Annotated in this window: 15 protein-coding genes; 10 read left to right on the top strand and 5 right to left on the bottom strand. The window is 65.7% G+C overall.

Going from position 1 to position 14173, the window contains the following annotated elements:
* The first annotated feature begins 188 nt into the window (after positions 1–188).
* Together NLM25_RS40980 and NLM25_RS40975 are read left to right on the top strand one after the other, a co-directional pair.
* Complete coding sequence (locus tag NLM25_RS40980; protein ID WP_254123549.1) at positions 189–1070, top strand: 3-hydroxybutyryl-CoA dehydrogenase; 882 nt, start codon at positions 189–191, stop codon at positions 1068–1070.
* A 172-nt stretch (positions 1071–1242) separates the two neighbouring features.
* A complete protein-coding gene (locus tag NLM25_RS40975; RefSeq protein ID WP_028182113.1) occupies positions 1243–1437 on the top strand; it encodes a hypothetical protein in 195 nt (64 codons plus the stop codon).
* 6 nt (positions 1438–1443) lie between these two features.
* Here NLM25_RS40975 and NLM25_RS40970 read toward each other — a convergent pair whose 3' ends face one another.
* Positions 1444–2109, bottom strand: a complete 666-nt coding sequence (locus NLM25_RS40970; protein ID WP_254123548.1) for a TlpA disulfide reductase family protein — start codon at positions 2107–2109, stop codon at positions 1444–1446.
* 100 nt (positions 2110–2209) lie between these two features.
* Between NLM25_RS40970 and argH the strand changes: the two genes are divergently transcribed.
* The 3 genes from argH to lysA all read left to right on the top strand — a co-directional run bounded on the left by argH (position 2210) and on the right by lysA (position 5280).
* Positions 2210–3607, top strand: coding sequence for an argininosuccinate lyase (gene argH / locus NLM25_RS40965; RefSeq protein WP_254123547.1), 1398 nt, complete (start codon positions 2210–2212; stop codon positions 3605–3607).
* A 93-nt stretch (positions 3608–3700) separates the two neighbouring features.
* Positions 3701–3991 (top strand): lipoprotein, encoded by a 291-nt coding sequence (locus NLM25_RS40960; RefSeq protein WP_254140687.1) that lies wholly within the window; start codon positions 3701–3703, stop codon positions 3989–3991.
* Between the two features lie 23 nt (positions 3992–4014).
* On the top strand, positions 4015–5280 hold the full coding sequence (gene lysA, locus NLM25_RS40955) for a diaminopimelate decarboxylase (protein WP_254123545.1): 1266 nt from the start codon (positions 4015–4017) through the stop codon (positions 5278–5280).
* A 186-nt stretch (positions 5281–5466) separates the two neighbouring features.
* Here the strand turns inward: lysA and NLM25_RS40950 are convergent, their stop codons facing one another.
* Together NLM25_RS40950 and NLM25_RS40945 are read right to left on the bottom strand one after the other, a co-directional pair.
* Positions 5467–6375 carry an NAD(P)-dependent oxidoreductase gene (locus tag NLM25_RS40950; RefSeq protein ID WP_254140686.1) on the bottom strand — a complete coding sequence of 303 codons (909 nt, stop codon included), beginning with the start codon at positions 6373–6375 and terminating at the stop codon, positions 5467–5469.
* 138 nt (positions 6376–6513) lie between these two features.
* Entirely contained in the window at positions 6514–6897 is a 384-nt protein-coding gene (locus tag NLM25_RS40945; protein ID WP_014491654.1) for a carboxymuconolactone decarboxylase family protein, read from the bottom strand.
* A 178-nt stretch (positions 6898–7075) separates the two neighbouring features.
* Here NLM25_RS40945 and NLM25_RS40940 point away from each other — a divergent pair, with 178 nt between their 5' ends.
* Positions 7076–9196: a TIGR02302 family protein gene (locus NLM25_RS40940; RefSeq protein ID WP_254140685.1), complete on the top strand. Its 2121-nt coding sequence runs from the start codon at positions 7076–7078 to the stop codon at positions 9194–9196.
* A 3-nt stretch (positions 9197–9199) separates the two neighbouring features.
* Entirely contained in the window at positions 9200–10099 is a 900-nt protein-coding gene (locus NLM25_RS40935; protein WP_254123542.1) for a DUF4175 family protein, read from the top strand.
* Positions 10100–10239: 140 nt separating this feature from the next.
* Here NLM25_RS40935 and NLM25_RS40930 read toward each other — a convergent pair whose 3' ends face one another.
* Both NLM25_RS40930 and NLM25_RS40925 read right to left on the bottom strand, forming a co-directional pair.
* Positions 10240–10614 carry a response regulator gene (locus NLM25_RS40930; protein WP_254123541.1) on the bottom strand — a complete coding sequence of 125 codons (375 nt, stop codon included), beginning with the start codon at positions 10612–10614 and terminating at the stop codon, positions 10240–10242.
* 50 nt (positions 10615–10664) lie between these two features.
* Positions 10665–11543 (bottom strand): MJ0042-type zinc finger domain-containing protein, encoded by an 879-nt coding sequence (locus NLM25_RS40925; protein ID WP_254140684.1) that lies wholly within the window; start codon positions 11541–11543, stop codon positions 10665–10667.
* 181 nt (positions 11544–11724) lie between these two features.
* Between NLM25_RS40925 and ftsE the strand changes: the two genes are divergently transcribed.
* The 3 genes from ftsE to NLM25_RS40910 all read left to right on the top strand — a co-directional run bounded on the left by ftsE (position 11725) and on the right by NLM25_RS40910 (position 14156).
* Entirely contained in the window at positions 11725–12384 is a 660-nt protein-coding gene (gene ftsE / locus NLM25_RS40920) for a cell division ATP-binding protein FtsE (protein WP_247435624.1), read from the top strand.
* Entirely contained in the window at positions 12377–13345 is a 969-nt protein-coding gene (locus NLM25_RS40915) for an ABC transporter permease (RefSeq protein WP_254123539.1), read from the top strand. Before ftsE ends, NLM25_RS40915 begins: the two co-directional genes overlap by 8 nt.
* 106 nt (positions 13346–13451) lie before the next feature.
* Entirely contained in the window at positions 13452–14156 is a 705-nt protein-coding gene (locus NLM25_RS40910; protein WP_254123538.1) for a YdcF family protein, read from the top strand.
* Positions 14157–14173 lie beyond the last annotated feature (17 nt).

The raw sequence follows: 14173 nt of genomic DNA, 5'->3' as shown, positions 1-14173 counted from the left end.
GGAGGTATAAACCCCGGCCGGTGTTTCTTTTTTGAGGCGTTTTCTTTGGCGTGGGGCACGCCGGGGGAGCGATCCAATCTAGGTTTCGAGCCAAGGTTCTGATCTAATCGGGCTTCTGATTAGATCAGAGCTCCCGGCTTGGGGGAAAAGGCAGGCGCGCCGTGCGCGCCGTTCCGGTGGATGACATTATGGCGGCAGTGATCAAGAAGGTCGGCGTGATCGGCGCGGGTCAGATGGGCAATGGCATCGCGCATGTCGCGGCGCTGGCCGGCTTCGACGTGGTCCTCAACGACGTCTCGGCCGACCGCCTGAAATCAGGCATGGCCACCATCAACGGCAATCTGGCGCGCCAAGTCTCCAAGAAGGCCGTCAGCGAGGACGACAAGACCAAGGCGATGGCGCGCATCAAGCTCGCCGAGAAGATCGACGACCTCGCCGATTGCGACCTCGTGATCGAGACCGCGGTCGAGAAGGAAGAGGTCAAGCGCAAGATCTTCCACGAACTCTGCGCGGTGCTGAAGCCGGAGGCGATCGTCGCCTCCGATACCTCCTCGATCTCGATCACGCGGCTTGCCGCCGCCACCGACCGGCCCGAGCGCTTCATCGGCATTCACTTCATGAATCCGGTACCGTTGATGGAGCTGGTCGAGCTGATCCGCGGCATCGCCACGGACGATGCGACCTTCGAGGCGTCCAAGGAATTCGTCGGCAAGCTCGGCAAGCAGGTCGCGGTCTCCGAGGATTTCCCGGCCTTCATCGTCAATCGCATTTTGCTGCCGATGATCAACGAGGCGATCTACACGCTGTACGAAGGCGTCGGCAATGTCGAGGCGATCGATGCGGCGATGAAGCTCGGCGCGCACCATCCGATGGGCCCGCTCGAGCTTGCCGATTTCATCGGCCTCGATACCTGCCTGTCGATCATGCAGGTGCTGCACGAGGGCCTCGCCGACTCGAAATATCGACCGTGCCCGCTGCTGGTGAAATACGTCGAGGCCGGCTGGCTCGGCCGCAAGACCCAGCGCGGCTTCTACGACTACCGCGGCGCCAAGCCGGTTCCGACAAGGTAAGGCGACGGTGCCGTAGGGTGGGCAAAGGCGCAAAGCGCCGTGCCCACCATCTCTCCGATTGCTCAGTGAAATTGGTGGGCACGCTGCGCTCTGCCCATCCTACGGCTCCGTGACAATTCATGTCGCGTTAACCCATCCGCCCTAGGTTACGACCGGAAATAGGGTTTGCGTAATGGACATGATGGCGATGGTCAGCACCATGCTGGCCGCTCAGCAAGGCGCGCTGCAGTCGAATATTGCGGCGACGCTGACGAAGCAGAACATGGACATGGAGAAATCCACCGTCCTGACGCTGATGGGCGCCGGTCAGCCCTCGCTCGCCAATGTCGGCCCCGGCGTGGGCGGCAACCTCAACGTCACCGCCTGAAACCCTTTAAAGCGACGCGGCGGCCTTGCCGGTCGCAGCCCGGATCAGCTTGAGCGCGTCGTCGCTCGCCCATTCCGCCGGCCCCGCGATCGTCGCGATCTCGCAACCCTGCGGGTCGACCAGCACCGAGGTCGGCATGCCCAGAGCCCGGCCTATTGCCTTAAGGTCCTGGAAAACCTTGGCTTTCTGATCATTGAAATAGCCGAGCCTGGTCAGATTGGCCTCTTTCAGGAAGGTCTTGGGCTTCTCGGGGTCGCGGGTGTCGATGTTGATCGCCACCACCTCGAAATTCGGACCCGACAGCTTGCCCTGGAGCTCGTCCAGCGCCGGCATCTCCTTGCGGCAGGGCACGCACCAGGTGGCCCACAGGTTGACCAGCAGCGTCTTGCCGCGGAAATCGGACAGTTTCTTCGGCTTGCCGTCGGCGTCCTCGAAGGCGAGGTCGGGCAGTTTCAGGGGCGCAGTGGCCATGGTCAGCGCCGCCAGCTCGCCATGGGCGAGCGGAGCGATTTTTTGCGCGGTTGCGATCGCCGGCTTGCAGGTTGGATCGCCTGAGGGTGCCCGGCTCAGGCCCAGCCCGTACAGCGCGGCGAAGCCGGCCAGTCCTCCAATCGCCACGGTGGCGATGACGAGGGGGATCCGGCGCGTGGCGGAGGGCTTCTTGTCGAGCATATCGTTTGTCATCCGGTCGCAGATATGGCTATCAGGGGCCTCTTAATACGGCTGGCAGCTGTCAGCAAACATGCGGCAAGCAAGACGTGAGCAGGGGATCATGAGCAACAAGATGTGGGGCGGCCGGTTCTCGGAACGTCCCGATGAGATCATGGAAGAGATCAACGTCTCCATCGACGTCGATCGTCACCTCTTTGCCCAGGACATTGCCGCGTCCAAGGCCCACGCCGCGATGCTTGCCAGCCAGGGCATCATCACGGCCTCTGATGCGAAAAATATCGGCAAGGGTCTAGACACGATCTTGTCAGAAATCGGCAAGGGCGGTTTTACCTTCAAGCGGGCGCTCGAAGACATCCATATGAACGTCGAGAGCCGCCTGTCCGAGCTGATCGGCCCGGCCGCCGGCCGCCTGCACACCGCGCGCTCGCGCAACGACCAGGTCGCGACCGATTTCCGTCTCTATGTCCGCGATGTCCTCGATGAGACCGATGCCGCGCTCGCCGCGTTCCAGGCGTCGTTGGTCAATCGCGCTCTCGAACATGCCGCGACCGTGATGCCCGGCTTCACGCATCTGCAGACCGCGCAGCCCGTCACCTTCGGTCATCATCTGCTCGCTTATGTCGAGATGGCCGCACGCGATCGCGGCCGTTTCCAGGACGCACGCAAGCGGCTCAATGAATCTCCGCTCGGTGCTGCCGCGCTGGCCGGGACCTCGTTCCCGATCGACCGCCACGCCACCGCGAAGGCGCTTGGCTTCGACCGTCCGATGGCGAACTCGCTCGATGCGGTCTCCGATCGCGACTTCGTGCTGGAGACCTTGTCGGCGGCCTCGATCTGCGCCGTGCACATGTCGCGCTTTGCCGAGGAGATCGTGATCTGGACGTCGCCGCTGGTCGGCCTGATCCGCCTCAGCGACAAGTTCACGACCGGCTCCTCGATCATGCCGCAGAAGCGCAACCCTGATGCCGCCGAGCTGGTGCGCGCCAAGACCGGGCGCGTCATCGGTGCGCTCAACGGTCTCCTGATCGTGATGAAGGGCCTGCCGCTCGCCTATCAAAAGGACATGCAGGAGGACAAGCAGGGCGCGATGGAGGGCTTTGCCGCGCTGTCGCTGGCGATCCGCGCCATGACCGGGATGGTTCGCGATCTCGTGCCCGACGAGGCCAGGATGAAGGCCGCGGCGGGCGAGGGCTACGCCACTGCGACCGATCTCGCCGACTGGCTGGTTCGGACGCTGAAGATGCCGTTCCGCGACGCCCACCACGTCACCGGCCGCATCGTTGCCAAGGCCGCCGGGGACGGCGTCGCGCTGCACGAGCTGCCGCTCAAGGAGATGCAGGCGATCGAGCCCCGGATCACCAAGGACGTGCTCGGCGTGCTCTCGGTCGAATCGTCGGTGAAGAGCCGGACCAGTTTCGGCGGCACCGCGCCCAAGAACGTGGCGTCGCAGGCGAAGGCCTGGGCGAAGCGGCTGGAAAAAGAGCGAAAATTGGGCTGAGGGTAAAATTTCGCTTATGTTTCATGGTCATCCGGCTCTCGCCAGAGCGCGCCAACCTCTGTATGGTGCGCCCCGCGTAGTGGGGATTTCGTCGTGACGTCAAAGTTTCGCCCGGCCGGCTCGGGGTGGGCCATCATTGTCTTGAGCCTGACGGCGCTCGCGCTTGCCGGCTGCGGCCGCAAGGGCCCGCTGGATCTGCCGCCGACCGCCTCCAACGCGCCCACGGTCAACGGTGCCGCGCCGACCGACACCGAGATGGAAGCCCAGAGAACGCCGAGCGTGTTCAATCCCACCTATGGTGCGGACGCCGCGCCCGCGGCGACCAAGGGCAAGAAGAAACCGTTTATTCTCGACCCGCTCCTGGACGAAAGACCCAGCCGGTAGGCTGGGGCAACTGAGCCAACGCCATGAACCATTTCGATTATCGCAACGGCGTGCTGCACGCCGAGGCGGTGAACCTGTCCGAGCTGGCCGCGACCGTCGGCACGCCGTTCTATTGCTATTCGACCGCGACGCTCGAGCGGCACTACCGCGTCTTTGCCGACGCCTTCGCCGGCGAGAAGGTGCTGGTCTGCTACGCCATGAAGGCGAACTCCAACCAGTCGGTGCTTCGCACGCTGGCCAAGCTCGGCGCCGGCGCCGACGTCGTCTCCGGTGGTGAGTTGAAGCGCGCGCTGGCCGCCGGCATTCCCGCCAGCAAGATCCTGTTCTCCGGCGTCGGCAAGACGGAAGACGAGCTGCGCGCCGCACTGGCCGCCGACATCCTCTGCCTCAACGTCGAATCCGAGCCTGAACTAGAACTGCTCTCGCGCCTCGCGACCGAGATGGGCAAAACCGCGCGCATCTCCGTGCGCGTGAATCCTGACGTTGACGCCGGCACGCATGCCAAGATCTCGACCGGCAAGTCCGAGAACAAGTTCGGCATTCCGATCGCCTATGCCCGCGAGGTCTATGCCCGCGCCGCAAAACTTCCGGGCATCGAGGTGACGGGCACCGACGTCCATATCGGCAGCCAGATCACCGATCTCTCCAAGATGGAGACCGCGTTCCGCATCCTCTCCGAATTCGTGCAGACGCTGCGCTCCGACGGCCACAACATCTCGCACGTCGATTTCGGCGGCGGCCTCGGCATTCCCTATTACATGGACCGCGAGGCGCCGCCGGCGCCCGACGCCTATGCCGCCATGGTCAAGCGCGTCAGCCACAATCTCGGCTGCACGCTGATGTTCGAGCCGGGCCGCATGATCGTCGGCAATGCCGGCATCCTGGTCGCCAAGGTGATCTATGTGAAGCACGGTGACGGCAAGAATTTCGTCATCATCGACGCCGCCATGAACGATTTGATCCGCCCGACGCTGTACGAGGCCCATCACGACATCTTGCCGGTGACGCAGCCGGCGCAGGGCGCGGCCACGATCATGGCGGACGTCGTCGGCCCGGTCTGCGAGACCGGCGACTATCTCGCGCTCGACCGCACGCTGCCGACGCCGAAGCCCGGCGACCTCATCGCCATCATGACCGCAGGCGCCTATGGCGCCGTGCAGGCCGGCACCTACAACACGCGGCCGCTGGTGCCCGAGGTGCTGGTGAAGGGCGATCAATACGCCGTGGTGCGCCCGCGCATCGAGGTCGAGCAGCTGATCGCGATGGACACGCCGGCGCCGTGGCTGTGAGGCGGTGAGGGGCGGCATGAGCGCGCCTCACACTCAATGTCGTCCCTGCGAACGCAGGGACCCATAACCCCAGGGCGGAGTTGTCGCGCGAAGCTGATAACTCCGAGTCTTCTCCAAACGTCTTCCTGTGGTTATGGGTCCCGGATCTGCGCTTCGCTTGTCCGGGACGACAGTGGAGATTGGGCGCTACTTCCCCGCCAATCCGCCCTTCGCTCCCCCGACCACGACCCCCGCCTTCTTCTCGATTGGCTTGATCGCGGCGGTGAAATCGGAATCGGCGCCTTCCGCGCTGATCACGGTCTCCCACAGGCGTCCCACCGCGTCCGCGACCTCCATCGACAGGCCGAGCTGCTTCATCTCCTCCAGCGCCAGCCGCACGTCCTTCACCATCAACCCGGTGGCGAAGCCGAAGTCGAAGCTGCGCGGCAGCACCGCGCGCGGAAACTTGTCGCGGCTCGCGGTGTTCATGCCGGAGCCGGCATTGATGACGTCGATCATCACGGCGGGATCGAGCCCGGCTTTCACGCCCATCACCACGGCTTCCGAGGTCGCCACCATCGCGGTTGCCGACAGGAAGTTGTTGGCGAGCTTCATGGTCTGCGCCGCACCGGGCTTCTCGCCGATGAAGAACACCTTTCCGATCACGTCGAGCGCGGGCTTGAGCAACTCGAATTCCGCCTTCGGCCCGGACACCATCACCGCCAGCGTGCCCTTCTCGGCGCCGCCGACGCCGCCGGAGACCGGGCAGTCGATCTGCACGATGTCGCGTTTTGCCAGGAGGCCGTGGATTTTCGTCGCCATCGTCGAGCCGACGGTCGACAGGTCGATGAAGCGTTTTGCGCGGCTTCCCTCGATCACGCCGTTCGCCCCCGTCGCGACCTCCAGCGAGGCCTGCAGCGAGGGCAGGCTCGCCATGACCGTCTCGACCTGATCGGCGACGTCCCTGGGCGATGTCGCAGCGGTGGCGCCGCGCGCCACGAGCTTGTCGACGACCTCCTTGCGCGTGTCGAACACGACGAGCTTGTGCCCCGCCTCGATCAGCCGCCGCGCCATCGGGAAACCCATGTTTCCGAGGCCGATGAATCCGATGTGCATGGTATTATTTCCTTTCCCGTCGTCATTGCGAGGAGCGAAGCGACGAAGCAATCCAGACTATTTCCGCGGAGGGAGTTCTGGATTGCTTCGCTTCGCTCGCAATGACGGAGCAATGCTGTGAGTGTTGTTTTGTTGCGCTTATGCTTTCCCGTCGATCTCCGCGAACACCTCGCGCGCGATGCGAAAGCTGTCGACCGCAGCGGGCATGCCGCCATAGATCGCGACCTGCATCAGGATCTCGCGAATCTCGTCCCGGGAGACGCCGTTGGTGAGTGCGCCCTTGAGATGCGCGCGAAACTCGTGCTGGCGGTTGAGGATCGCGATCATGGCAATGTTGAGCATGCTGCGGGTCTTGCGCGGCAGCTCCTCGCGGCCCCACACCGTGCCCCAGCAATATTCGTTGAGCATCTCCTGGAACGGACGGTTGAAATCGTCGACGTTCTTCAGGGCGTTGTTGACATAGGCCTCGCCCAGCACCGCTTTGCGGACTTCCAGGCCCTTGTCGTGCATCTTCTTGTCCATGGCGTTTCCTCTATTTCCCTTGCGTTTCCCTTGGGAATGGCGCGCGGAAATTACGGGGTTGCACCCGGCCAGTCACGTCCTCGTGTTATGCGGGAAAAGGGGTGTCTCCCGTACGGGAACGGATGCCTCAGTGCTGCCGTTGTGGTAGGCTTCTCTACCGGGCAACCTGGAGAGTTGATTGAACGGCGTCACCCCCGACCCGTCAGACCCGATCCGCGATGGCGACGCTCTGTCGCGGCTGAAGCTGGCGCAGGCCCTCGATCGGGCCATTTATGCCATCGCGTGGGAACGTGCCTGGCCGCATCTGGCGCGGGTGCTGACTGTCGTCGGCCTGTTCCTGGTGGTGTCGTGGGCCGGGCTCTGGCTGGCGCTGCCGTCCGTAGTCCGTGCCATCGGTCTCGTGATTTTTGCCGGCGTCGCAATCGCGGCGCTGATCCCGTTGATCCGTTTCCGCTGGCCCACCCGCGACGAGGGCCTGAGCCGGCTCGACCGTGGCTCCGGTATCCGTCACCGCCCGGCGACGACGCTGACGGACACGCTGAGCTCAAAGGACCCGGTTGCGCTGGCGCTGTGGCAGGCGCAGCGCGAGCGCACGCTGGCTTCGCTCAAGCGCATCCGTGCCGGCCTGCCGCGTCCGCGCCTTCCTCTGCATGATCCCTGGGCGCTGCGCGCGCTGGTCATGGTGATGCTGGTGGCGACCTTCTTCGCTGCCGGCAACGAGCGCGCGATGCGGCTGGGGGCCGCGTTCGACTGGAACGGTGTGCTGGCGCCCACCAACGTCCGTGTCGATGCCTGGATCACCCCGCCGCTTTACACCGGCAAGCCGCCGGTCATCCTGTCGGCCGCCAACAAGGAGGCCGCGGCGCTACCCGCCAGCGGCCCGCTCGCAGTTCCGGCCGGCTCGACCCTGATCGTGCGCTCCTCCGGTGGCAGCCTCGATGTCGCCATCTCCGGCGGTCTCAAGGAGGTCGCGCCCACCGAGGCCGCGCCGAAGGGCACCAGCGAGAAGCATTTCACCATCGCGGGCGACGGCAGCGCGCATGTCCGCGCGCCCGCGGGCCAGCCGCAATGGGCGTTCACGGCGACGCCGGACCGGGCGCCGACGATCGCGCTCGCCAAGGATCCCGAGCGTCAGGCCTACGGCGCGTTGCAGCTCTCCTACAAGATCGAGGACGATTACGGCGTGACCGGCGCCGCCGCGCAATTCGTTCCGCGCGCAACCGAGGACAAGGACGGAACCAGGGATGCGGACGGCAAGGCCGCGCGGCCGCTGTTCCAGCCGCCGCAATTCGCGCTGACGCTGCCCAATGCGCGGACCCGCAACGGCGTCGGCCAGACGGTGAAGGACCTCAGCGAGGATCCCTATTCCGGCGCGGACGTCACGCTCACGCTCACCGCCAAGGACGAGGCCGGCAACGAAGCGAAGAGCGAGCCCTTCAACATGCGCCTGCCGGGCCGGCTGTTCACCAAGCCACTCGCCCGTGCGCTGATCGAGCAGCGCCGCATCCTTGCGCTCGACGCCAACAAGAATTCCGACGTCTATGCTGCGCTCGACGCGCTGATGATCGCGCCCGAGATGTTCACGCCGGAGGCCGGGCAGTATCTCGGCCTGCACAGTGTCGCGCGCCAGCTCGAGGCGGCGCGCACCGACGACTCCCTGCGTGAGGTCGTGGCCAGCCTGTGGGCGCTCGCGGTGACGATCGAGGACGGCAATATCAGCGATGTCGCCAAGGCGTTGCGCGCGGCGCAGGACGCGCTCAAGCAGGCGCTCCAGCGCGGCGCCAGCGACGAAGAGCTCAAGAAGCTCATGGACAATCTGCGGACCGCGCTGGACAATTACATGCGCCAGTACGCGCAGCAGATGCGCAGCAATCCGCTGGCGCGGCCGGCCATCGGCCTCGACGACCAGATGAAGCGCATCGAGCGGCTGATCCAGCGCGGCAACCGCGAAGCGGCCGCGCGCGAGCTGGATCGCCTGGCGCGCGCACTGGAAAACCCTCCGGGGCCGCCCAGCGCCGAGCAGAAAGAGATGGACGAGATTGCGCGCGAGCTGAACGATCTGCTCCGCGAGCAGAACGCGCTTCGGGACGAGACCGACAGGCAGAGCAAGGACTCCAAACGCGGTCAACGCGGCACCAAGCCCCTGCCACCCAAGGTCGCGGAGATCCTGCGCAAGTCGAGAGAGCTGCGGCAGAAGACGCGCGGCGCGACCAGCGATCAGCTGGAGGACCTGGCAAGGCAGCAGGACGCCTTGCGCGAAGAGCTCAAGACCTGGCGTGAATCCCAGGGAGCGAGATAGCTCATGACATATAACTCAGTTTGGCAAAATGGGACGGCTGCGCGCGGAAGGCTCGCCACGGCTTGCCTCGTGCTGGTGCTCTCCTGTTCCACGGCTTCGATTTGCCTCGCCCAGTCGTCGCGCGCCGACCAGAAGAGTCTGGATGCATTGCTCGACAGCGCCGAGCGGTCGATGAAGCAATCGGCCGACAGCCTGAAGGACAAGAACTCCGACGAGAGCATCGGCCAGCAGTCCAGGGCCATCCGGGACATGGAGAAATATCTCTATCCCGATCCGAACGATCCCTCGGCCTCGCGCGAAGGGTCGCAGGATACGCAAGGCCGGCAGGAGCAGTTGAAGAAGCGGCTGGAGGCTCTCAAGAAGAAGCTCGCCGAGATGGGGCTGCAGCAGGATGGCCAGAAGGGCCAGCGCGGACAGAAGCAGCAGGGGCAGCAGGGCCAACAAGGCCAGCAGGGTCAAGGTCAGGACGGCGATCAGGATGGCGACGACGGCTTCGACGCCGCCGAGAACGCGATGGGCGATGCCGGCAATCAGATCGGCGAGGGTGATGCCGACGGTGCGACGGCGTCGCAGGGCAAGGCCATCGATGCCCTGCGCAAGGGCATGCAGGATCTCGCTGATGCGCTTGGCGGGCAGCAGAACGGCGAAGGCCAGGATCCGGGCGACGGCGACGGCCCCGGTCAGGCTGTCGGCCGCCAGCAGAGCGGCGGCGAACGCACCGACCCGTTGGGCCGGCCGCTGCGTGGCAAGGAATACAGCGACGACTACACGGTCAAGATTCCCGGCGAGATCGACGCCCAGCGCGCGCGACGCATTCTCGAAGAGCTCCGCCGCCGCCTCAGCGATCCCGCCCGTCCGCAGCTCGAGCTCGATTACCTCGAGCGGCTGCTGAAGGATTTCTGAGGACCACGCTCGGTGTCATCGCCCGACTTGATCGGGCGATCCAGTATTCCAGAGACGGCAGTGATCGGACCGCGAGGCTGCGGCGTACTGGATGCCCCGGTCAAGCCGGGGCATGACGGCGGAATGTGTGGCTCGCGCCGCTACCCCTTCTTCGCCGCCAACGCGTCCGCCACCGCGGTGCGGATGTCGGCGACCGAGAACGGCTTGGTCACGACGTCATGAACCAGCGCATTCAAATTCGAGGCGCGCTCGCGCTGGTCGGCAAATCCGGTCATCAGCAAAATGGTCAGGTTGGGGAAATCGCGCGCGGCGGAGAGCGCCAGCGCGATTCCGTCCATCACCGGCATCTGGATGTCGGTGAGCAGGAGATCGAAAGCGCCGTCCTCGCGGGTCAGGATCTCCAGCGCCTCGGCGCCGTCCTGCGCGGTGACGATCTCGTGGCCGTCCATGGCGATGGCGCGCGCCACCAGCTGGCGCATCGAATCCTCGTCGTCGGCGATCAGGATTTTGGACATGAGACCAACCTTGGGACCAACCTCGCGACCGACCTTCCTTGCGGGACCGATTACACGCTGCCGCCGGCAATGTCGCGCCGGTTGAAGAAGCGAACGTCGATATTGCGGCCTTCCGGCGGCGGCGAGGCGAGGCGCGAGCGGAAGAACGCGCGCTCACCCGGCTGCAGCACGGTCTGCTCCAGCACGGTGTTCCAGGCGTAGATCTCCGCGCCTTGCGCGTCGCGCACCGCAAAGCGCAGCCGCGGGATATCGAGCGGCTTCTTGCTTTGGCCCACGATCACGCCCTCGATCACCAGCACCTGCTTACCGTCCACGGTCTCGCTGGAGAGCTTGACGTCCTTGAACGCCAGCCCGCGCAAATTAACTTCGAGGCCGACCATCTTGTAGAACGCTGCCGTCTGCGGCAGCAGCCGGACCATGTCGCCGCGCCAGATCACCAGCGCCAGCACCAGTGCGCCCATGGCGGCGCAAGCGGTCGGCAGGCCGAAATGGGATTTTCGCGGCGCCACGGTGGGGGCCTGACGCCTCACCCGTGCCCCGCGGCGGCTGAACAGGCTGCGGAACCAGGACTGGTGCTGCGCGCCGATGACTTCATCCTCGGCGGCGCGGGCCGCCGCTGACCATTCGTCCTCGGTCTGACTGGCGTCCTCGGCCGGCCAGTCGCTGGCGATCGAGGGGCTGTCGACGACGGGCGTATCGGCGGCGCCGTCGTCATTGGCGTAGGAGTTCCACTGCTCGGCGAGGTCGGATTGATCGTCGGCCTGGCTGGCGGCGGCCATGGCCCGGACGGACGCCTCCTCGCTGGCATCCTCGGCATAGGCGACCCAGGTCTCCTTGCAGCGGGAGCAGCGCACCGTCCGCCCATTCGCCCCCAGGCTGGCAAGCTTGATGGCGTAGGATGTCGTACAATGGGGGCAGACGATATGCATGGACACGAGCCTTGATGCACGGACTGGTCTTGACGGTGCCCCGGTCGCGGAGAGCCGGGCACCCCAAATGCTACAGCGCGACCGTTAACGAACCGGAAACCATAACGGCCGCAAAACCCGTTGATCGCGTGTGGCGGAGCGCAGCAGTCCCGCCCGCGCCCCCTCTCGAACGGAGCTGAGCTTGGTTCGGTTCGAAAATGTCGGATTGCGTTACGGTCTGGGGCCGGAGATCCTGCGCGACCTCAGCTTCCAAATTCCGGCGCATTCCTTCCAGTTCCTCACCGGCCCGTCCGGCGCCGGCAAGACCTCGCTGCTGCGCCTGTTGTTCCTGTCGCACCGGCCGACGCGCGGCCTCGTCAATCTGTTCGGCCACGACATCTCGCAGCTCGGCAAGGACGAGATCGCGGATTTGCGCAAGCGCATCGGCATCGTGCTCCAGGACTTCCGCCTGCTCGATCACATGACGACCTATGAGAACGTCGCGCTGCCGTTCCGCGTCATGGGGCGCAGCGAGTCGAGCTACCGCAAGGAGGTGATCGACCTGTTGCGCTGGGTCGGCCTTGGCGACCGCATGGACGCGCTGCCGCCGATCCTGTCCGGCGGCGAAAAGCAGCGCGCGGCGATCGCGCGCGCCGTGATCTCGCGGCCGCAGCTCCTGCTCGCCGACGAGCCGACCGGCAGCGTCGATCCGACGCTCGGCCGCCGGCTGTTGCGGCTGTTCATCGAGCTCAACAAATCAGGCACCGCCGTCATCATCGCCACCCACGATATCGGCCTGATGGACCAGTACGAGGCGCGGCGCTTCGTGCTGCACCAGGGGCGGTTGCACGTCTATGAGTAGGACCGACGAGCGCGGAGTGCTGGTCGACCTCGGACAGGAGCGTCCGCAGCTTCCGCCGAAGGCGCGCAACATGTCGCCGATCGTGCCGCGCGCATCGATCCACGGCCGCGCGCTGGTCGCCGTCGTCGCCATCATGACCTTCCTCGCCTCGATGACCACGGGCACGGTGCTGCTCGTCAGCGCCTCCGCCGCGGAATGGCAGTCGGACGTTGCGAGCGAAATCACCATCCAGGTCCGCCCGCAGGCCGGCCGCGATCTCGACCGCGACACCGCGGCGGTGACCGAGGCCATGCGCGCGCAGGCCGGCATCGTCGAGGTCAAGCCGTTCACCAAGGATGAAAGCGGCAAGCTGCTCGAGCCCTGGCTCGGCACCGGCCTGTCGATGGACGATCTGCCGGTCCCGCGCATGATCATCGCGCGCGTGCAGCCCGGCACGCAGCTCGATCTCGGCGCCTTGCGCGCGCGCGTGACCCAGGCCGCCCCAAGCGCCAGCGTCGACGATCACCGCGCCTGGATCGAGCGGATGCGCTCGATGACCAACGCCACCGTGCTCGCCGGCATCGGCATCCTCGCACTCGTCATCATCGCGACCATCATCTCGGTGTCGTTCGCGACCCGCGGCGCCATGGCGGCGAACCGCCCGATCGTCGAGGTCCTGCATTTCGTCGGTGCCGGCGACCGCTACATCGCCAACCGCTTTCTGCGTCACTTCCTCAGGCTGGGCCTGGAGGGCGGCGTGATCGGCGGCGGTGCCGCCATGCTGGTGTTCGGCTTCTCCGAGTCGATCGCCGGCTGGTTTTCCGGCACCCCCGTCGGCGACCAGTTCGCAGCTTTGCTCGGCACCTTCTCGCTGCGGCCGTCGGGCTACATCGTGCTCGCGGTGCAGGCGGTGCTGATCGGCGCCATCACCGCGGCTGCCTCGCGCCAGACGCTGTTCGCGACGCTGAATGATGTGGATTGAGCCTGTTGTCTTTCCTTCTCCCACAAGGGGAGAGGGTGAATAAACCGGACTCCACTTCGCCTCAAAACGTCCTAAAATCATCCGGGGAAGGGATCACCGACATCATATGACCTCGCCGACCGACGATCGATCGCCGAAATTACCGCGCGGCTGGCTGCGCGCGGCCGTGGTGTCGACGGTCGCGCTCGCCTTCGTCGGCGCGGCGGCGGGCTTCATCGCGTTCCTGTCGCAATTGCGCGGCGCCGAGCTCGCGCCCGACCGCAAGGCGGACGGCATCGTGGTCCTGACCGGCGGCTCCTCGCGGGTGTCGGACGCGATGGAGCTCCTGGCTGCCGGCTACGGCAAGCGGCTCCTGATCTCCGGCGTGCATCCGACCTCGACGGCGAGCGACATCTCCCGGACCCTGCCGGAGAACCAGTCCTTCATGCATTGCTGCGTCGATCTCGACCGCACCGCGGTCTCGACCCGCGGCAACGCGGCGGAAGCGCGGCGCTGGGCCGAGGGGCGCGGCTTCAGATCGCTGATCGTGGTCACCTCGAACTATCACATGCCGCGCGCGCTGGTGGAGTTCTCGCATGCGATGCCGGAGACGACGCTGATCCCGTTCGTGGTGGTCGGCGACAAATGGCGTGAGGAGCCGTGGTGGACCTCGGCCTCCACCTTGCGGCTGCTCCTGTCCGAATACGTCAAGTACATCGCCGCCGAGCTGAGAGTGCGGTTGGAGGATTTCGGGATTGACCTTTCGCCCGAGATGTCGGAGCAGCCTGCAGGCCCGATGCCGAAGCGGCCCGCCACGGCACAGGCCAATTGATCGGCAAATTGATCGGA

The sequence above is a fragment of the Bradyrhizobium sp. CCGB01 genome (assembly GCF_024199795.1).
In the GTDB taxonomy this organism is placed as follows: domain Bacteria; phylum Pseudomonadota; class Alphaproteobacteria; order Rhizobiales; family Xanthobacteraceae; genus Bradyrhizobium.
This window is presented reverse-complemented; position numbering and strand designations above follow the sequence as displayed.